Source organism: Seleniivibrio woodruffii (assembly GCF_029267515.1).
In the GTDB taxonomy this organism is placed as follows: Bacteria; Chrysiogenota; Deferribacteres; order Deferribacterales; family Geovibrionaceae; genus Seleniivibrio; species Seleniivibrio woodruffii_A.
Genome location: NZ_JAJUIS010000006.1, coordinates 101,464 through 120,976, shown reverse-complemented (window position 1 = coordinate 120,976; position 19,513 = coordinate 101,464). Strand labels below are relative to the sequence as shown.

Annotated in this window: 21 protein-coding genes; 5 read left to right on the top strand and 16 right to left on the bottom strand. The window is 46.8% G+C overall.

Translation table 11 applies throughout. From position 1 onward, the window contains the following. Positions 1-48 precede the first annotated feature (48 nt). The gene (locus tag Q7P67_RS08240) at positions 49-414 is read left to right on the top strand and encodes a PAS domain S-box protein (RefSeq protein ID WP_303851488.1); all 366 of its coding nucleotides are present in this window, start codon (positions 49-51) and stop codon (positions 412-414) included. On the opposite strand, the gene Q7P67_RS08235 is transcribed toward Q7P67_RS08240, so the two are convergent. From Q7P67_RS08235 to Q7P67_RS08220, 4 genes are read right to left on the bottom strand one after another with little or no spacing between them, the layout of a single operon-like run. After that, positions 398-865, bottom strand: a complete 468-nt coding sequence (locus Q7P67_RS08235) for a nucleoside deaminase (protein WP_303851487.1) — start codon at positions 863-865, stop codon at positions 398-400. The two genes, Q7P67_RS08240 and Q7P67_RS08235, sit on opposite strands and share 17 nt — an antisense overlap. Continuing rightward, the gene (locus tag Q7P67_RS08230) at positions 862-1,548 is read right to left on the bottom strand and encodes a 16S rRNA (uracil(1498)-N(3))-methyltransferase (RefSeq protein WP_303851486.1); all 687 of its coding nucleotides are present in this window, start codon (positions 1,546-1,548) and stop codon (positions 862-864) included. The genes Q7P67_RS08235 and Q7P67_RS08230 overlap by 4 nt, the downstream gene beginning before the upstream one ends. After that, positions 1,545-2,315, bottom strand: coding sequence for a metallophosphoesterase family protein (locus tag Q7P67_RS08225; protein ID WP_303851485.1), 771 nt, complete (start codon positions 2,313-2,315; stop codon positions 1,545-1,547). The genes Q7P67_RS08230 and Q7P67_RS08225 overlap by 4 nt, the downstream gene beginning before the upstream one ends. Then, positions 2,297-3,076 carry a 50S ribosomal protein L11 methyltransferase gene (locus Q7P67_RS08220; RefSeq protein ID WP_303851484.1) on the bottom strand — a complete coding sequence of 260 codons (780 nt, stop codon included), beginning with the start codon at positions 3,074-3,076 and terminating at the stop codon, positions 2,297-2,299. Before Q7P67_RS08220 ends, Q7P67_RS08225 begins: the two co-directional genes overlap by 19 nt. A 55-nt stretch (positions 3,077-3,131) precedes the next feature. On the opposite strand from Q7P67_RS08220, the gene Q7P67_RS08215 reads away from it, so the two are divergent. The 4 genes from Q7P67_RS08215 (at position 3,132) to Q7P67_RS08200 (ending at position 5,898) form a co-directional block, all read left to right on the top strand. Next, the gene (locus Q7P67_RS08215; protein WP_303851483.1) at positions 3,132-3,875 is read left to right on the top strand and encodes an RNA pseudouridine synthase; all 744 of its coding nucleotides are present in this window, start codon (positions 3,132-3,134) and stop codon (positions 3,873-3,875) included. Between the two features lie 46 nt (positions 3,876-3,921). Then, a complete protein-coding gene (locus Q7P67_RS08210; RefSeq protein WP_303851482.1) occupies positions 3,922-4,866 on the top strand; it encodes a TAXI family TRAP transporter solute-binding subunit in 945 nt (314 codons plus the stop codon). Positions 4,867-4,917: 51 nt separating this feature from the next. Beyond that, positions 4,918-5,328: a Fur family transcriptional regulator gene (locus tag Q7P67_RS08205; RefSeq protein WP_303851481.1), complete on the top strand. Its 411-nt coding sequence runs from the start codon at positions 4,918-4,920 to the stop codon at positions 5,326-5,328. A gap of 117 nt (positions 5,329-5,445) precedes the next feature. After that, positions 5,446-5,898 (top strand): MarR family winged helix-turn-helix transcriptional regulator, encoded by a 453-nt coding sequence (locus Q7P67_RS08200; protein WP_303851480.1) that lies wholly within the window; start codon positions 5,446-5,448, stop codon positions 5,896-5,898. 50 nt (positions 5,899-5,948) lie between these two features. Here the strand turns inward: Q7P67_RS08200 and Q7P67_RS08195 are convergent, their stop codons facing one another. The 12 genes from Q7P67_RS08195 to Q7P67_RS08140 form a co-directional block, all read right to left on the bottom strand. Next, entirely contained in the window at positions 5,949-7,250 is a 1,302-nt protein-coding gene (locus Q7P67_RS08195) for a metallophosphoesterase (protein WP_303851479.1), read from the bottom strand. A gap of 103 nt (positions 7,251-7,353) precedes the next feature. Continuing rightward, positions 7,354-8,052 (bottom strand): tryptophan synthase subunit alpha, encoded by a 699-nt coding sequence (gene trpA, locus Q7P67_RS08190; RefSeq protein ID WP_303851478.1) that lies wholly within the window; start codon positions 8,050-8,052, stop codon positions 7,354-7,356. Then, positions 8,049-9,215, bottom strand: a complete 1,167-nt coding sequence (trpB, locus tag Q7P67_RS08185) for a tryptophan synthase subunit beta (RefSeq protein WP_303851477.1) — start codon at positions 9,213-9,215, stop codon at positions 8,049-8,051. The genes trpA and trpB overlap by 4 nt, the downstream gene beginning before the upstream one ends. Then, positions 9,208-9,738, bottom strand: a complete 531-nt coding sequence (locus Q7P67_RS08180; RefSeq protein ID WP_303851476.1) for a hypothetical protein — start codon at positions 9,736-9,738, stop codon at positions 9,208-9,210. Before Q7P67_RS08180 ends, trpB begins: the two co-directional genes overlap by 8 nt. Continuing rightward, positions 9,735-10,490, bottom strand: a complete 756-nt coding sequence (locus Q7P67_RS08175; RefSeq protein ID WP_303851475.1) for an indole-3-glycerol-phosphate synthase — start codon at positions 10,488-10,490, stop codon at positions 9,735-9,737. The genes Q7P67_RS08180 and Q7P67_RS08175 overlap by 4 nt, the downstream gene beginning before the upstream one ends. A 1-nt stretch (position 10,491) precedes the next feature. Next, positions 10,492-11,481: an anthranilate phosphoribosyltransferase gene (gene trpD, locus Q7P67_RS08170; protein WP_303851474.1), complete on the bottom strand. Its 990-nt coding sequence runs from the start codon at positions 11,479-11,481 to the stop codon at positions 10,492-10,494. Beyond that, positions 11,478-12,038: an aminodeoxychorismate/anthranilate synthase component II gene (locus tag Q7P67_RS08165; RefSeq protein WP_303851473.1), complete on the bottom strand. Its 561-nt coding sequence runs from the start codon at positions 12,036-12,038 to the stop codon at positions 11,478-11,480. Before Q7P67_RS08165 ends, trpD begins: the two co-directional genes overlap by 4 nt. Further along, a complete protein-coding gene (locus Q7P67_RS08160) occupies positions 12,022-13,503 on the bottom strand; it encodes an anthranilate synthase component I family protein (RefSeq protein ID WP_303851472.1) in 1,482 nt (493 codons plus the stop codon). Before Q7P67_RS08160 ends, Q7P67_RS08165 begins: the two co-directional genes overlap by 17 nt. Before the next feature lie 222 nt (positions 13,504-13,725). Further along, positions 13,726-14,487 (bottom strand): radical SAM protein, encoded by a 762-nt coding sequence (locus tag Q7P67_RS08155; protein WP_303851471.1) that lies wholly within the window; start codon positions 14,485-14,487, stop codon positions 13,726-13,728. Further along, positions 14,484-15,041 (bottom strand): HD domain-containing protein, encoded by a 558-nt coding sequence (locus Q7P67_RS08150; RefSeq protein WP_303851470.1) that lies wholly within the window; start codon positions 15,039-15,041, stop codon positions 14,484-14,486. The genes Q7P67_RS08155 and Q7P67_RS08150 overlap by 4 nt, the downstream gene beginning before the upstream one ends. Before the next feature lie 241 nt (positions 15,042-15,282). Continuing rightward, the gene (locus tag Q7P67_RS08145) at positions 15,283-16,326 is read right to left on the bottom strand and encodes an HD domain-containing phosphohydrolase (protein WP_303851469.1); all 1,044 of its coding nucleotides are present in this window, start codon (positions 16,324-16,326) and stop codon (positions 15,283-15,285) included. A gap of 1 nt (position 16,327) precedes the next feature. Next, positions 16,328-19,513, bottom strand: coding sequence for a PAS domain S-box protein (locus Q7P67_RS08140; protein ID WP_303851468.1), 3,186 nt, complete (start codon positions 19,511-19,513; stop codon positions 16,328-16,330).

Sequence of the window (19,513 nt, the reverse complement as noted above, 5' to 3'; positions counted from 1 at the left end):
TTTGCAATTTACACCGCATCTCACTATCGTATTGATGTGAGGTGATATATGACTGATTTTCTCAGACAAATGGCAGAAAAGGCGGACGACGGCATAATGTATGTTGATGAAAACGGTATAATACGTTACTGGAACGACGGCTGCGGGCGTATTTTCGGATTCTCTCATTTCGAAGCGCTGGGTGGCAGTCTGAATATCATCATTCCCGAAAAACACAGGGAAAGACACTGGAAAGGATGGGAAAGGGTGCTCGACACCGGAGAAACATCCTACCACGGCAAAATGCTGAAGGTCCCTGCTATCAAAAAGAACGGTGAAAAGCTGATAATTGAATTTTCCATACAGATTATAGAAGAAGGCGGCAGAAACGCCGGATTCACAGCTATTGTCAGGGACGTTACACCCCGTTCCTGATATTTCTGAAAAAGGCTTTCATCATGGCGGATATCTCTTCGGCAAAAAGTCCGCCGGCATAGTTTACTTTGTGGTTCAGCTTCTCTATGTCAAAAGTGTGCGCCAATGAAACAACACCGCCGAACTTAGGCTCTGTCGTCCCGAAAAATACGTTGCGCACACGGGCATGGATAATGGCTCCCGCACACATGAGACACGGTTCAAGGGTGACGTACAGTGAACACTCGTCCAGACGCCAATCGCCTATGACTTTCGATGCGTCCTCAATAGCTACTATTTCCGCGTGTTTCAGCGCTGATTTACCGGAATTTTTGCGGTTGTATCCGCGCCCTATCACCTCACCGCTGCATACGACAACCGCGCCGATAGGCACTTCCCCTTCAGCCTCTGCCAGCCTCGCCTGCTCTATGGCAAGCCGCATAAATTTTTCATCGTCAGCAGTGAAAGTCATATATTATCCTGCATCATGCGGACGTATCCGGTAAACACCACGGATGCCGTCTCCGCTTTCAGAATCTGCTCAATGGGCTTCACAACATTAAATCCCTTCAATGCAAGCATAGCCACCTCTTCGGCGGTGAACCCGCCCTCCGGTCCTATTACAATGCACATATCTTTTGAAACCGCAGGCATACCGACAGTCTCCGCCCGCTCGTAAAAAACGACGTTCTCTGTTCCGTCAGGAGTTATATCAGAGATATCAACACTGTCGCCGATGATCGGAAGCTGCTCATTCTCCGACTGTAAAACCGCCTTTACAGCTATATCGGTGAACCTTTCACGGGTCTTGTCTTTCAGCTCGTTAAGGCTTCTGCTGCTCACCACCGGAATAATCTCAGTCGCTCCAAGTTCGCTGTATTTCTCAAGGGCAAAATCCATATATTCCCGTTTCAGAAGGCACTGGTAAACTTTTAGCCTGTAATCGTGGCGCTTCGCATCCCTCACCATATCCGCACGCACGGACGCAGAACGTTTGCCCATCTCCGCGATGGTACACTTCGCATACTGCGAAGGCGTGAGAACACCCAGCGCATCGCCCTCTTTCGCACGAACGACGTTTTTCAGGTAATGGAAAACGTCCCCATCAAGGGTGAATGTGCCGTTAATGCGCCCTTCGTAAAATATCCGTTTCAATCCATGCACCTCTCGCTGACAAACTCAAAATCCCCCGCATCGTCAATGACCATAGCGCTGAGTGCATAACCGTACACGCAGCCTGTATCAAGATTAACTGAGACCAGTTCCCCTGACTTGTTCCTGTTCACATAAGGCATTCTGGGGTTATGCTGAGGGTCTATCTTTTTAACGGGGGTGTGCCCGTGAACCATCGTATATCCGAAATGCTTCTGTGTGCTTTTGTCGGTGTCCCGCGACCAGATGTAAAGGTAATCTTTCCGGTTGCTGTACTCTGTAACCCTGCCCGCTTTTCCGTTCGACGGTCCCAGCCCGGCATGGGAAAACATGAAGTTGTTACGCGGATAGTCGTAGCCGAAATACATCTCAGCGCCAAGGAAAAAATCTCTGTAAGGCTCAAGATAAGGCATAAAATCGATATTTTTTATGGTTCCGAGGGTAAGTTTCGTGTCCAGCGCCCTTTTGCTGAAAGAAGAGATTGTCAGCTTGCCGCCTGTGCCGAACCATGCGTTAGGGGCATAGATGGCGGAGAAACCTGCATAATCCAGCATCATATCCTCATGGTTGCCCATGAGCATACGAAAACGTCCCTGCCTTTGCAGCTCCATGAACATGAGCGTAACCTCAAGGCTGTATTCGCCTCTGTCCACAATGTCGCCCAACGAAATATAATTCACATCCGAATATCGCGCCTCAATGCGGTCGATAAGCCTGTCGAGAGTGCGTATGCAGCCGTGTATATCGCCGATTACCGCTGTGTACGGCATCTAAGCTGAACCCCGCACCATTCCGCCTCGTTGGCGGTCCGGACTGTTTCGTATTCTGTTAAATCTATTTCTTTCATGAACTCTTCGTACTCTTCCGCCAGTATACCGGAATAGACGATGTATTCGGGCTTAATTTCGAGAACGGCGGGATGTATCATTTTCAGAACGCTGGTGATTATGTTAGCAACAACAACATCGGTCTTAACGCCGAGGCTTTCTATTCCGCCTGTCCATGCCTGAACGTTGTCTGCTCTGTTCAGCTCTATATTCTCAAGTGTATTGCCGAGTGCGTCGGGGTCGATATCGAAAGCATAAACGGCTTTCGCGCCTTTTTTAGATGCTGCGATTGCAAGTATACCGCTTCCGCAGCCAGCATCCGCAACGGTTTTTCCGCTCACAACATCCTCAAGCAGTCTCGCCGCACAGCGTGTCGTGGGGTGAGTACCGGTGCCGAACGCCATCGCCGGATTGATAATGATAGTTTCGCTGTCCGGTTCCGCGTCCGTGTCGAAAATATATCTAAGACTGTCTGTGAGGTTTCCGGGCTTAATAAACTCTTTCCACTTGGTATCCCATCCGGTTTCGTCAATCTCAACCTTCTGATACCACTCGTCTTTAATGATGTTTTCAAGCCCTTCGCCGTAGTAGACCACAAAGCAGATGTCCTGTCCTTTGAAGTCTTCCTCTATGGGATATATACCCATATCTTCCAGTGTTGTAACGGATTCATCCGATAATTTTTTAAATCTGTATTCGTACATAGAAAACCTTATATCATATCTTGAAAAAAGTTAAAGCCTGTGAGATTAAATTTATATGAAAATTTCAAAAAAACTGTCGGTAAAATACGGAATTTCAGTCAGAAGCGCCAAAGACTATATCCACGAGGGTCTTGTAACTCTCAATGGTGCCGTCGTCCGCAAAGACACGGACACCCCTGAGGAAAATTTTCTGCTTAAACTGCCTGAAAAACTAAAAATTGACCCGAAACCGTATCTTTTGGCGGATTTCGGCGGCATTGTGTTTTTCGATAAACCCGCTTTTATGCACTCAGAACGTCACAGATTGGATGACGAACCGACCATTCAGGATATTGCAGAAAATTACGATGCAGACCTGACCCTTATCTCCCGTCTGGACTATATGACCGACGGTGTGATAACAGCCGTGCACAAAGACTTAAAAGTTATATTGCAAAGCAAGACTTATCTTGCTGTAGTATGCGGTGAAATGAGTGAAAGCATCACGATTGACAATATAATAGACGCTGACAAACGCCGAAAGGTCAGAGTCAGTGATGAGCACGGAGGCAACAGGACAATTTTCATTCCCATAATATATTCAAACGGTCTGACGCTTGTGCAGGCTGATATGGAAAAAGCCACAAGACACCAGTTGCGAGCCTATCTTTCCCACATAGGATTCCCCATCCTCGGAGACACCCTATACGGCGGCACGGAACACACCCGCATAATGCTCCATTGCAAATCGACCACCGTTAACGGCTTCACTGCTGAATCGCGTCTAACCGTTAACTTTTCTGATTTTATTTCTAAGTGAACATTTTCAAATTGTCTTTTCGACAATTTGATGATAGCCTAAATTTATGAAAAAACATTATTTATTATGCGTTTTTCTTCTGTCGTTGTTCTATTTCTGCCTGCCATCTCAGGCAGTGTCAAAAGAATTCGGTTTCGGCGGCGGACCATCCGGCGGTACTTTTATGTATTTTGCCAACGGTATATCGAAACTTGCCGAAAAATATGGAATGAAAATCACAGCCTTTCCCACAAAAGGTTCTGTTGATAATATACGGCTTCTTCAAAACAATCAGGCTAATTTCGCAATCGCATACGCATCGGATATAGACCTTGCAAGAAAGGGACTTTTAAAGGGCGATTCAACCAAATACGATAAAATTTTCGGTGCAGGCGTGCTCTATACCGGAAAGATACACATACTCATCAAGAAAGACTCAGGCATTAAAAGCATAAAAGACCTCCGCGGGAAAAAAGTTGCCGTGGGTGAAGCCGGAACAGGAGCCGCGTCCAGCGCGGAAAAGATACTTTCGCACATGGGGGTATGGCAGAACATCTCCCGTTATTACATCGGTTACCGCAAAGCAGAGAGTGCTTTTAAATCAGGAATGGTGGATGCCGTGTGGATTTTCGCCGGAATCCCCAACAACTCTGTATCAGAAATGCTAACAGATAATAAGGCAGCACTGCTCAGCCTGCAAAAAGATATGCAGACAGTTCTCGCTGTCAGCCCTAACTACAGAGCGGTAAAAATACCCAAAGGAACCTACGGCAACAGTTACAGCATAGACACTATTGAGGCGGACGCTGTACTTCTGACAAACGTTTATACATCCGAAAAAGACGTAAGCAGAATGATGGATATCATCTACAACCCTTCTTCAATACGCTATATGAGCACACAGCACCCCGCTGCTGTGGAAATTCACATGGATCCGGATATGGAAAAAATGATGGTGCCGCCGCATCCGGGAGCAATACGATTCTGGCGTGAAAAACGAATTACCAAATAATTTTTCAATGACATAGTTGACAATTTTGGTCTCATTATATATTATTAATCTATGGAAAAAATGTATAATGTCGAAGATATACTCAGAAACAACGGTTTAAGGGCGACTGCTCAAAGACTTCTTATCTGCGGAGAGATACTCGACGCAGGTCACATAGACATAGACAATCTCTATGCGCGCCTGAAAAAAAAGATAGTCTCGCTTTCGCTTGCAACAGTATATAAAAATATCCATGCCCTCATGGAAGCCGGAATTGTTTCCGAACTCGGTGTCGAAGGCAAAAAAACACTCTATGAGCTGAAGCTGCAACCACACATTCACCATATCTGCGAAAAATGCGGGAAGATTGAAGATCTGCACGTTGAAACCGACGAACTCAGAGACAAAATAGCATCTCTCACAGGAAGAGAGATCGCCGGATGCAAAATAACGGTTTATGGTAAATGCCCTGACTGCAAGTGATTTCTTTTTGAAGCCTTTTTTATCCGTTTTTATATCTTATTCTCATTATTTTAAATACTGACCATTGATTTATAATTTGTTTTCGTCTATGATTCTGCATTATTTATGGTGGGTAATATGAGCAAGAATACCTGCATGCAAACCATCGTCCAGATAAGGAAACTTTCACGCTTTCTGGACAAATATTCCAAGCACCTCGACAAAGAGTATCATGTTACGCTTCCTCAGATGCTGTGCCTATACGAGATTACCAGCAAAAGCTCTATGAATCTGACAGAGCTGACAAAATCAGTTAATCTCAACAACAGCGCTCTCACCGGTATCGTTGATAGGCTGGAGAGCAAAGGCTTCGTAAAACGCGTTAAAAAAGACGCAGACAGAAGAACTATTTATCTGGAAGCGACAGAAGAAGGTATTAGTTACACCGGTCAGCTCATGAAACAAATGGAAGACGATTGTTTTTTTGACAAGAATAAGCTGACCCCACCGGATCTCCAGAATATCCTGAACACACTGGATATAATCATCAATTCTCTGGATCCGGACATTAAAAAGATCGAGCTGGAATAACAAAAAAAGGTCATCCACGGATGACCTTTTTTTATTAAGAGGCTTGTATATCAAAGAGTGATTGTAAGGTTGTTGTCTGTGGGAGTGCTGTCCTGCGCAAAATCATACATCGCACCGCCAAGCTGCTGTGTTGCGGCATCCGTACTTGATACCATAGCCTGAACCACAGTCTGCGACTGGGTGGAAAGAGATGCGAAAGTCTCGTCTCCCTTATAGTGTGCAACGTGTATCTCAGCACCGACAGCCGCATATTCAACGGGCAGACCGTACTGGGGTCCCAGTGTCGTATAAAGCTCAAGCATCCCCTGCTCGGTGAACTCTTTCTTATAAGTATCGAAATCAGTTTTAGAAGGTATCGAGTGTATCTCATAACTAGCTATATTGAAAGTCTTCGTGGGGATATCAAGATCTATTATCCTGTAAGGGCTGGGAGCGGTGACGCCGGAACCTGTCTCCACATCGTACAGAACCCCGCTTGAAAACGTATATTTAACAACATCCTGGGCGTGAAAGTGACCTGTGAAAACTATATTCATGCCTGCATTAGCCAGAGCAGCCCCAACAGTAGAGTATTCATCCAGAACGTATTCAGCAAAAAGCATGGGTTGTGCCGCAAAGTGAGCAATTATGCCGTGGTGCATCATACCCATAACAAGTTTTCCCTTTGCTTTTGCAATGGCGAGTTTGTCCAGTACCCAGCTAAGGGTTTCAGCGGATATTTCTCCTGATGTTTCAGGATAAGTGTCGTTGTTGTCATACTTGCAGGAGTCTATAGCGAAAAGCCACACGTTGTCAGCCGGTTCGGCAACATAGCTGAGCGAGTTCTTATCTTTGTAAATAGCCTTGGCAAAACCGCTTTTATTGTGTATCTCCGCAAACTCTTCGGGGGTCACTGACGGAACCTTTGTGGTTGTGCTGCCGCTGAAAGAGACGGCATGGGGGTTGTTGATATCGTGGTTACCCGGCACGACGTAGGTCTTTATCCCTTTATCGTTGAGCTTTGCCAGAAGTGATGCCATCTTTTCATGGCTTATCTTTTCGCCGTCCTTCGTAAGGTCGCCGGGGATTATAACGAAATCAAGGTCTTTGACGTTAAGAAGTTCATCGACCATCGCCTCCATTATCTCCGTGCTTTCGGCAAGCATCTTTCTGTCACTGGAAAGATAGTCCTCGAAAGCCTCCCCTGTAGTCCCCAGAGAGGTGTCGTAAACGTGTGGATCGGAAAGAACTGCGAATTTTGCAGTGGTCTGCGTGTCGGAATCTTCTGAACATCCTGTAGTGAGACCGAGTGAAAGACCGGTGCCGACAACGGCTGTTGTGCGGAGAAAATTTCTTCTTGAAATTGAATACATAAAAGAGACCTCCGAAAATTAATAATCAAAGGTCTCTTTAACCTTTTATTTACACAGGCGTATCATATGATTGTTCAATTTTGAACAAATATGATTATGCCGATTAACGAAACTGTTGGATATATTTGCAGAAGCTATCGAAATCCTTCTGACGCTTTACGACCTCCGTTCCTATAACAAAGCCTCCGGTAGTGTTCAGCGCTCTGTCCGCGTCCTCTTTCGTGCGTATGCCGAAACCGGTGACAACTGGTTTCCCTGTCAGTTTCTTTGCCGTTTCGCTTCTATCGTTCTGCGCACCTTTTTTGTCAGAACCGGTGACACCCATGATACTGATATAATATACAAAAGGCGCCTTGGTATCCTTTACGGCTTCGATATCTTCATTCCTTGAAACCGGAGTGACAAACGGTATCACAGGTATTGAAAGCCCTTTTTCCATCATCCAGTAGTGCATCCTTGAGGGCAGGTCCGGAATTATGACCCCGCTCAGGATATCGCCGAAATCATCTGAGAATTTTTTCTCACCGTAGCCGTGGATAATGTTTGCATAGGTCATTACGGTAGCTTTTATGGAGGGATATTTCTGTTTCATCTCACGAACGTCAGCCATTATGGCTTCAATATCAACTCCGTTCATCACTGCTTCATGGATGGCAGACGCTATAACGGGACCGTCCGCCACAGGTTCGCTGAACGGTATTCCTACCTCCACGAACTCGAACCCTGCAGAGGCAACGGCGTTCAGGCATTTTTTGAACTGCTCTCTGTCGGGGTATCCGCCAACGATATAAAAACCTCTCATACAAGCCCCCTTTCAAGAATAGCCGCCATGTCCTTGTCGCCTCTGCCGGAGAGGTTAACAAGGACCTTTCTCCCTTTGAATCTGTCTTTATTTTCAATCACATACGCAAGCGCGTGGCTTGATTCCAGCGCAGGAATTATGCCCTCTTTGCGTGTGAGCATTTTGAATGCGTTAAGCGCTTCATCGTCACGGACGTAGCCGTATGTGACCCTTCCGCTGTCGTTCAGCGCGGCGTGTGCGGGACCTATGCCGGGATAATCAAGACCAGCTGAGATGGAGTGCACGTCCGCAACCTGAAACTGCGGAGTCTGCACCAGATATGAGAATGCGCCGTGGAGTATTCCCGGTTTGCCCATACCGATTGTTCTGGCGTGCTCGCCGTCTTTGTCGGATACGCCCCCCGCCTCAACACCGAAAATCTCAACATTCGGGTTATCGAGAAATCCCTGAAAAATACCTATGGCGTTGCTTCCGCCGCCTACACATGCGACAACGCAGTCGGGGTCGAACCCAAGCTCTTTGCACTGCTCGTTTGCTTCGATACCGATTACTGACTGAAAATATGCAACCATTTCAGGAAACGGATAGGGACCGACGATACTGCCTATGATATAGTGTGTATTCTCAACACTCGCTACCCACTCGCGCAGTGCGGCGTTTGTGGCATCCTTCAGAGTACGCTGACCGTCCTGAACACGAACCACTTCAGCACCCAGAAGCTGCATCCGCTTCACGTTCGGTTCCTGTCTTCGCGCGTCCACTTCGCCCATAAACACCGTACATTCCATGCCAAAAAGTGCCGCCGCAGTGGCGGTGGCAACTCCGTGCTGTCCGGCTCCGGTTTCCGCTATGACCCTGTTTTTGCCCATATATTTTGTTACGAGCGCCTGACCGAGCGTATTGTTGACCTTGTGAGCGCCTGTGTGCATAAGGTCTTCTCGTTTAAGGTATATCTCGCATCCGCACTCTTTCGAAAGGTTCTCCGCCTTGTAAACTGGCGTGGGTCTGCCAGCGTATGAGCGAAGCAGAGTGTCCAGTTCCGCTTTGAATTTGTCGTCCTTTTTGAGTTTATTGTACCAGTATTCCAACTCGTCCAGAGCTGGAATCAGGGTTTCAGGTACAAACTGCCCGCCGTACTCCCCGAAAAACATTTTTTTATCCATTATATGCCTCTTTAGCATTTTTTATAAATTCTGCTATCTTATTGATATCCTTAACGCCGTCTGTCTCAACACCGCTGGAAACGTCAATGCCCAAAGGTCTGTAACGGCGTATTACGTCCCCGACGTTTTCAGGTGTAAGCCCGCCCGCCAGAATCAGCTTACCGCGGTAATCAGAAACCCAGGCGGGATACTCGCAGGTTTCTCCCCTTCCGCTGCTCTTGTCGAACAGAAAATAACTGAACTCGCCAGACGGTCTTTCGTGCCCGCTGAGTATATGGTTTGCCCCGTTGTCGGCATCATTCGCCTGAACAAAGTCCGTATTATATCCATCGCACTCAGCCAGAGTAAAACCCACGGCGCAGGTCTTTACCCTGCCCCGCACAGCGGCGGCTATAATGTTAGCCCCTTCCGGCTCAATGTATCGTTTGCTCGACCTGTGCGCAACGAAACCTATTATATCCGCACCAAGCTCAATACATTTTTCGGCTGTTTCAATATCTTTTATTCCGCATATCTTTATCACGCTTTCAGCCCCGACGAAAGGTCTGCGAACACCGCCTGCGGATCCGGCGAGGACATAAGCCCCGACCCCACGAGAAATGCGTCTGCTCCCGCCGAACGCATCTTCCGGACATCCGCACCGCATTTCATACCGCTTTCAGCTACCCTGAAATGTTTTGCATCCAGCCGCGAGATTATCCCCGCCGCCTTGTCCATGTCTATCTCCAGCGTTTTAAGGTTGCGGGCATTCACACCCACTATATCAGGATTTGCGCCGGAAACTATATCGTATTCCTCTTCCCCGTGAATCTCAGTCAGCACGGCCAGCCCTTTGGACTTCGCATACAGATACAGCTTTTCATAATCATCTTTCGGCAGAGCCGAAGCCATCAGCAGAACCGCATCCGCACCGAATATGTACGCGGCATATATCTGTTTCTCGTCTATGATAAAATCTTTGCATAGCACAGGCAGATTGATATTGTTCGCCACATCCCGCAGATATTCGAAACTTCCTTTGAAAAACTCTTTGTCGGTCAACACGCTCACAGCGCCTGCGCCCATCGTCTCGTAGCGTTTCGCCGTTTCAACTGGATCTGCGCCCACGTTGATATCCCCAAGCGTGGGGGAAGCCTTTTTCACCTCGCAGATGAACGGTTTAACAGAGAGACTTGCCTTGAAATCCAGCAGTTTCTTTTTCCGCGGGAAGAACGGCACGGTAAAATGCTTCATCTCTTTCCGTTTATTTTCCAGTATCTTATCAAGCACAGACATCTCAGTTTCCTCTCAGACTTGCAAGTTTTTCAACTACGATTCCGGTTTTGATGGTCTCAAGCGCCAGCCTGTAGCCGTCGCGGATGCTGTCGGTCTTACCGAACACCGTGAGCGCCAGCCCAGCATTGAGAGCTATCAGTTTTGAATAATCGCCGCCGTCCGCGGAAATCGCCTTGTTAAAAAAGAAATCAGCGTCCCCGTTGGTTTTGACAACAGGCATCTGGAAAGGCGTAAAGTATTCCGCCGGATTGATGTAATGCTTTATAATCCTGCCGCCGGAAACCTCGTGAACCTCTGTGGGGGCGAAAGAGGATATCTCATCATATCCGTCCAGAGACGAATAGACGGCTACCCTGTCACGCCCCAGCATCAGAAGGCTTTCGGCAAGGACTGCCAGCTTGTCGCGCATCGCCATGCCCACGATCTGTCCGCCGACGTTCGCAGGGTTCGCCAGCGGTCCCAGAAAGTTGAATATCGTGGGAACGCGGAGTTTTCTGCGTACAGCGCCAGCGTATTTCAGCGCAGGGTGGTACATGGGAGCGAAAAGGAATGCGAAATTATGTTTACCGAAATAGCTCTGCATATCGGATTTTTCACTGCTTACCGGAACGCCTGACATCTCAAATATATCAGCGGAACCCACAACACCGCTTACTGCACGGTTGCCGTGTTTAACCACCGGATACCCCATTGCGGAGAGCAGAACTGCCACTGCGGATGATACGTTCATGGTGGATTTTCCGCTGCCGCCCGTACCGCATGTGTCGTAAACCTGCACGTCGGTATCGAAATTTATCTTCTTCTCGTTCATGGCGCGCGCCGCACCAGCAATCTCGTCCACCGTCTCACCGCGGAGCCTCATTGAAATGAGTATTCCGGCTATCTCTGCCTCTTCCAGTTTTCCGTCCATCATATCTATGAACGCGCTGTATGTTTCCTCAAAAGAAAGGCTCCCGCCCATGCAAGATTTTTTTACAAGTTCAACGCTCATTTTGACACCCCGCATATATTCATGAAATTTTTAACCATAACGTCGCCGTATGCGCTCAGAATCGATTCTGGGTGAAACTGTACCCCGTAAAGCCTGTTCGCATCATCCTCCATAGCCATGCACTCGCCGTCGGATGCGGCAACTGCCGTCATAACACTTTCGGGGGCAGCCACAGCCAGCGAGTGATAACGCACCGCTGCGAATCCGTCCTCAATCCCTTTAAAAAGTTTTGATTCGCGCGTTTTTCTTATGCTGTCGGTCTTTCCGTGCATTATGGTCTTCGCACCGCGTATCTCATAACCCAGATGATACCCCATCGCCTGCATACCCAGACAAACGCCCATCATCGGGATTTTACCTGTGTACTTTTTCAGGTATTCAAGGGTTGTGCCGGAGTTCGACGGATTTGAAGGTCCGGGGGAAAGGATTATCCCCTTATAGCCGTCCGCCGCTTTGAACTCCGTATTTTTTATAATGTCAACCTCTGCGCCCGCCAGTCTGAAAAGCGCGTACAGGTTGTATGTGAACGAATCGTAGTTATCAACCAACAGAAACATCTCTTCCCTCCGCTGCCGCTATATTCTTGTATGCGGCGAATAATGCACCGAGCTTGTTCTCGACCTCTTTGAACTCGTTCTCCGGCACTGAATCAAAAACTATCCCTCCGCCTGCGCGCAGGACAGTCTCTTTCGGCGTCACGAACGCGCTGCGGATGGTGATGCAGGTGTCCATGTTGCCGCTGTACCCGAAATAACCAACGCATCCGGCATAAAAACCACGCTCGGACTTCTCGTACTGCTCGATAAGTTCCATAGCCCTGACCTTTGGTGCACCGGAAACTGTACCCGCGGGGAAACATCTCATGAACAGCTCAAGGGGGTTGGCGGAATCCTCAAGCTGCCCCTCAACCTCGCTCACGATATGGATAACGTGGCTGTATACCTCCGGTACAAACTCCTGAACAACTTTTACGCTTTCCGGTCTGCAACAGGTATAAAGGTCGTTGCGTGCGAGATCCAGCAGCATAAGGTGCTCTGAACACTCCTTTTTATCCGCAAGAAGTCTTCTCTTTGCCTCTTCTATGTCGTCTGTTATAGGGCTTGTTCCGGCAATGGGTTTCAGGGTGGCTTTTCTGCCCGCAACCTTCAGGTGTATCTCAGGAGACGAACCCAAAAGAACCTCGCTGCCGAACTTCAGGAAGAACATATAGGGAGAAGGGTTGATGTTGCGGAGCGACCTGTAGAGGCTGAGTGGGTTCAGACTGCCCTGAATACGGTACGCGTTGCTGATAACAACCTGAATCGCTTCACCGTCTTTTATCTCCTGCTTAACCTGCTCAACGCAGCGCATGTATTCATCCTTTTCCATATCCTTGATTATTTCGCAGTCCAGATCCGAATCGAAATTGTCGAAATTGAAACGGTTAAGATCATTGCCCATCTTATGTGTGCGCTTAACTGCCTTGTCGTAAGCCTCTTCACCGCCGGAGGTTCTGACACTCATGGCTGCGTAGAGTTTTGAGAGGTGGTTATCGAACACAAAGAACTCGTCAACCTCCATGAATCCCAGCAGTTTGTTATTCTTGGAACATTTGACGGGCTTTTTAAGGATATTCATGTAGTTTATGGACTCGTAAGCAAAAAAACCTGCAAAACCGCCTGCAAAATCGCCGAACTTGCCGTCATTGAAACCCTTTTCAGCATAAAACTGCTGTGCCATGTATTCCATTGGGTTCATTGAGAACGTCTTCTTTTTTCCGCCGGATTTTTCTGTGATGGTGTCGTTTTGAAATGTGATGACCCGCTTGGGGTTATTTCCGAAAAATGAGAAACGGGAGAATGTCTTGTCCAGATTCGCACTCTCCAGAAGGAACACGTTCTCTTCGTTGGTGAAGTTGCGCAGGAGCGAGATAGGCGTTACGGTGTCGCCCATCAGTTCGCGGTACACAGTGACTCTGTCGTAGTCCTTTGCCAGTGTCAGAAATGTTTCCCTGTCGGGGTAAACGGGCTGTCTGAGGTTCATTTTATCTCCTTATGTGTTTAAATTCAAAAAAAAGGCCGTGGTCTTTTCAGAACACGGCCCTGTAAGGCAACAAAAAAGCCGTGCGGTTTTCACCGCACGGCTGTTATACACAATCTCATGGCGAAAACCTTCTTATATAACAGAAGAACGCCACCACCAATTTTTAACGTTTGTTTTAGATGCAAATATATTCATGAGCGTATAATGCATAATCTTTATCCGTTAGTCAAGATATTTTTTAAGCCATAATGTTCCGCAGCCGCCTTTCTCCTGTCTGCGAAAAGAATTAGCCCTGCGGACATTCAGTCCCATGCCTCGCAGAAAGCGGAAAATCTCCTCCCCGCGCAGCGAGCTTACGGGTCTGAACGGGCTGTTCTCCACCTTGTTCAGGGTGAGCAGGTGCACGGACGATTCGGGAAATTTCAGTGCGCTTTCCGCAAAAAGCTCAATTTCCATGTCACTGTCATTTATACCCTCCACAGGAAGGTAGTTGAGCCCCACTTTTTTTCTGGCGCGCACCGACATTTTTTTCCATGCCTCAGCCAGTGCGGAGTATATTTCAGACAAAGGCGGAGCCTTGGGCACAAGTCTTCTGTGCGCCTCATCAGTTCCGGAATGGAGCGATATCATCACCCCGTTGTGCGGGAGCAGAAGCAGCTTAATCAGCAGTTCGGGGTGGACTGCTGTAGTTGTCACAGACACAGGCAACAGCGACATGCGGATGAAACGGGCGACCTCTTCAAAATTATCCAGAGGTTCGCCTATACCTGAAACCGTTATGCGTTTAGCTGTCGGTTCCGTTTCAGCCTGTGTGAGCATCTCCTCCGCCGTGAGTCCCCTGACAAGCCCCCTGCGTCCGGATGCACAGAAAGGACACGCCATCCGGCAGCCTGCCTGCGAAGAGATGCACAGAGTGCCATACGGGTACATGACGGTTTCCACCGTCAGCCCGTCGTCGAGAGTTACAGCGGTGAGCCGGTTCATACACCCAGCTTGTCCGAAATTTCAGACAGAGCTGAAATTACAAAGCCTATATGCTCATCCGGGTCAACGCCCATCTCGGCTATGCCCAACGCAATGTCGTCACGGTTTACAGCGCGGGCAAATGCTTTGTCCTTCAGCTTTTTCTTAACGCTTTTAACTTCAACGTTTGCGATGGACTTGTCGGGTCTGACATATGCGCAGGCAAGCAGAAAACCGCAAAGTTCGTCCACCGCAAAAAGCGTCTTCGCCATGGGGGTAACTCTGGCAACGCCTGTAGACGTGCCGTGCCCCATGATAGCCTCAAGTATATCTTCTGGATATCCTATACCGCGAAGAATCTCCACGCCCTTATAGGGGTGTTCCTCTAATGTCGGGTATTTTTCATAGTCAAAATCGTGCAGCAGCCCTGTGACACCCCAGCGTTCAACATCTTCGCCGAATTTTTCCGCATATTTGCGCATCGCCTGTTCAACGCTGAACGCATGTTTCAGGAGTGAGTCTGATTTTGTGTATTCTGTCAGAATTTTGTATGCGTCTTCCCTGTTAACCTGCATGGGAACCTCCGGTTCTTTTTCTGACATAATAATTAATTTGATTGTGTTTGGGTAGGTGTCATTTAAACTTCTTTTTAATTTAAAAGGCACCTGAAAAGAAACATTGACTGTCAGATTAAAAACGGTACGGGGTCTGCCTACCCGTACCGCCTAATCGTATTTGACGTTATTTGCAAAAGGAGTATTTAAAACTAAAATAGGTACTATTGAAATCATGTCAAGACTATTTTTATCTCAAAATCTAATCCGCATCGTCATAGCTGTGCATGATGTCCTGAAAAACGCTTTTCAGCTTATCGAAAGCGTCCACAAGCTGCGGATCGAACATGGTTCCGCCGTTATCCTGAATAAAGCGTCTTGCATCTTCATATTCCCATTTCTGTTTATAAGGGCGCTTCGACAACAGAGCATCGAAAACGTCGCTGACAGCGACTATACGCCCGCAGATGGGGATATTATCGCCGCTCAGTCCGTTCGGGTATCCTTTTCCGTCCCACCGCTCATGATGTGAAAGCGCTATGTCCGCGCCGAATTTAAGGTATTTCCCCTCGGAATCGGCGAGTATTTTATACCCTATGGTCGTATGTTCCTTCATAACGGAAAATTCCTGTTCGTCCAGTTTTCCCGGTTTAAGAAGGATGCTGTCAGGAATACCGAGTTTTCCGATATCATGCAGCGGCGCTGAAAAATACAGCGCGTCCGTAAACTCGCCATCCATGCCGATATGCTCTGAGAGCGCCTTGCTGTAGTGCGCAACCCGTTTGATATGGTTGCCTGTTTCCGTATCTTTATATTCGCTTGCGCGACCTATTATTGTAAGTGTTTCAAACTCACGCATACGGATTTTAAGCGTTGCTGTTTCAACCTCGCGCTGCAGCAGTGCCGCGCGGTCCTGCAACAAAAGCTGGTTCTTTCTGAGTGAAAGAAGGTTTTTAACGCGCACCTGAAACTCGTAAAGTTTCAGCGGTTTATAAAGAAAGTCCGATGCGCCTGCGTTAAGCGCGGAAAGTTTGATACTGTCGTCATCGTCAACAGCGGTTATCATGACGATAGGAACGTCCGCCTCCATCTCCCTTACACGTTTAATAAGCGCAATACCGTCCATTTCAGGCATCATGTAGTCTGTCAGGATAAGGTCTGCCTGGGCAGTCCTGATATAGTCCAGCGCCAGAGCCGGATCAGTAAAACTTTTAATCTCAATATTCATACTTTCAAGCATCGATTCAATAAGCATCAGATTGAGCTTATTATCGTCAACAGAAACGATTTTTCCGTTAAAGCCCATACTATCCCCGCTTCAATGTTTCATTTTTAATAAAGGTAAGCATATCAATAATCTCTTTAATCAGTTCTTTGACATAAAGAGCATTATTCTTTTTAGCAAATTCATCAGCATTTTTCAATTTTTCGGTCAATATTTCAATTCTGAGATTTCCGGCAGCGCTCCTGACAGAGTGGATGAGGTCTCTGGCTGTGCGGATGTTTCCTGCTGAAAGTTCCTCCGCAGCTTTTCTAAGATCGGCAGACGATTCTTCACAAAAGCCGGTGAGCAGGGAAACAACCACATTCGGCGCAAGCCCTATCTGTGCGGAAAGCTCGTCGAATGAAAAACATACCTCCGGTGAAGCCGTCGGTCGCTCCTCTTTTTCGGACTTCTCAAACTCAACAACGAACGAGAAAGTGCTTCCCTCACCCTCTTCTGTTACAACATTTATATCGGATCCGAATTTTTTCAGAATGTTCTTCGCTATGCTCAGACCAAGCCCCGCGCCGCCGAATCTGCGGGTTACGGTGCTATCCCCCTGAACAAAGGAATCAAATATTATATCCAGTTTCTCCTGAGATATACCGATACCTGTGTCCTTTACCTCAAACTCAACACTTACAGTATTATCAGTTTCAGCTTTTTTACGGATATTGAACTCTATCTGTCCGCCCTGTTCGGTAAATTTAACAGCGTTGGACAAAAGGTTCGAAGCAGCCTGACCTACACGGAAAGAATCGCCTCTGAGTTTTTTGGGAATATCAGCATCCACATAGCAGAGGAATGAAATATCCTTATTTTCAGCAGATTTTCTATGAACCTTGTTGACAGTATCAGCTAAAACATCAACGTTTACAATCTGGCTGTCGATAGAAAACTCTTCAGTGTTTACATCCGCCAGATCCATGACTCCGTTGAATATATCCAGAAGCGTTTCTGCATTTGAGCGTACAGTGGCAAGATACCCCTTCTGCTTCTCGTTAAGTCCGGTTATTTTAAGAACGTCGCTGAACCCTATGATGCTGTTCAGCGGAGTCCTTATCTCGTGGCTTATGTTTGCTATGAAACGGGACTTGGCGATATTCGCCTCTTCCGCACGTTTACGCGCCTGTAAAAGCTCTGTAACGTCCTCTTTTATGGCAACGTAGTTGATTATCTCTCCGGAATTGCCGCATATTGGTGCTATAACTGCCGATTCAATATATTTTTCACCGTTTTTCTTTTTATTCGTGAAAGTTCCGCGCCATATCCTGCCGGAGGTTATTGTCTGCCAAAGTTCAGTGAAAAGTTCAGGAGACGAATCGTCCCATTTCAATATACTCGGTTTTTTACCTAAAACTTCGGAAACACTGTATCCAGTGACTTTTTCAAACATGGGATTAGCATACTCTATCACACCTTCTGTATCAGTGATAAGGATGCTCACAGGGCTTTGTTCCATAACAAGCGCCAGTTTGTTCATCTCCTGTTCCGCGTTCTTACGGGCTGTAATGTCTCTGATATTCAAAACAATTCCGCCTATTGACGGGTTTTCGCACATGTTGACGGCAACAGCCTCTGTAGTTATGATTTCTCCGCCGCGCTTAACAAGACGGAACTCTCCTGATTTCTGATCGGTTCCTCCGCTTTTTATCTCCTGAATCCAGAATGAAAAAGCCTGTCTGTCAGCATCCGGAATGATATCTTCGAGAAATTTGCCCCTGATATGCTCGCTGCTGAACCCTATAACAAAATCCATTGACGGGCTTGCATATTTTATTCTGCCGTTTTCATCAAGTACGATTATTATATCTGTTATGTTCTCTATAAGCTGTTTGAAACGTTTTTCATTGTCTTCAAGAAGGCTCTCAGCGCTCTCCCTCATCCTTGATTGTTCGCTGGCTATCCGGGAATAATCGGCTATTTTTTCTTCAAGACTTCTCTGCTGGCTGATAAGAAACTGTTCCGTCTTTTTCCACTCCGATATATCAACGGACATCTCTATCATCTGCACAACATCTCCTGTTTCATTGAAAACCGGATAGGCACGTATTTCAAAATATTTGTCTGTACCGTCAGGCTGAGAATGTATGTGTTCAAGCGTAACATGCTTTCCGGTTTCCCTCACCAACTGAAGAGGACAGGGATGTTCTTTTCCGCTGCATGGCAAAAGCATCTGATGTGTGACTGAATGGCAGGAGAGATTCAGTATGTTTCCTCCGTCCGATGCGTATCTGTTTGCATAAACTATCTCATAAGTTTTCGCATCAACGACATAGAAAGAACATTCCATTGAATCCAGTATTTTGCTTATATATTCGTATTTTTCTTTAAAGTTGCTTTCGCTTACGATAATATCGTCCAGTCTGCTGAAAAGTTCCGTAGTTCTGGATTTCAGCTTTGTGTCAAAGTTCATGAACAGATCGTCGTAATCCCTTTTTGCCAGTGAAGACTCTTTAAGCACGTTCCATATGACATATGCAAGCCAGAAACCGCAAGCGGAGAGCACTAAGCCGAAAAAAGAACATATCCAAAGGTTTATAACGGAAAACCGCCTGCTTTCGGACGCGATGTAATCATTCATCAGCTTTATGTCAGAAAGAGCGCTTATGTACGCGTCGTTAGATATCATCTGAAAACTTGTGAAAAAATTATCTATCTCTTTCGTGCGAACCCTTATCTCCTGATCTGAAGACAGAATGAGTTCAAAATCCGACGTTTTTTCAGCCGACATGCGGTTTATAAGGTGGCTCCGATAGCTATGCACAATGAGTTTCAACTCTTCAAGTTTTGCCCGCATATCGATTATTCGCATATCATAAGGTTTGCTGTCGGTTTTTTTATAGCTGTAGTCAAAAGTATATTTATCCAGCTCAGACGAACTGACCGGCAGCTTTTCAACAAGAAGCCCGCCATTTTCGAGAACACCGAGTTCGTTGTCTATGCTCTCAATATCTTCAAATATCCTCGATTCATACTTGTCCATTTCGCTGAATTTTTCAGATTCTATGTAAAGATGCAGATAATTGCTGACCTCGCTTATACGGATACGGATAAACCTGTAAATATCAGCTTTGTTTTTAACGTTGTCCATGCAGCTTTTCAGGTAGATCATACGCCTGCGCTCATAGCTGTGCATGGCGAAAATGGCTGAAAATCCTATCAATCCGAAAATCAGGAAAAAAATGAAAAACAGAAAGTATCGTTTGGGTTTGTATAAATTGATCAT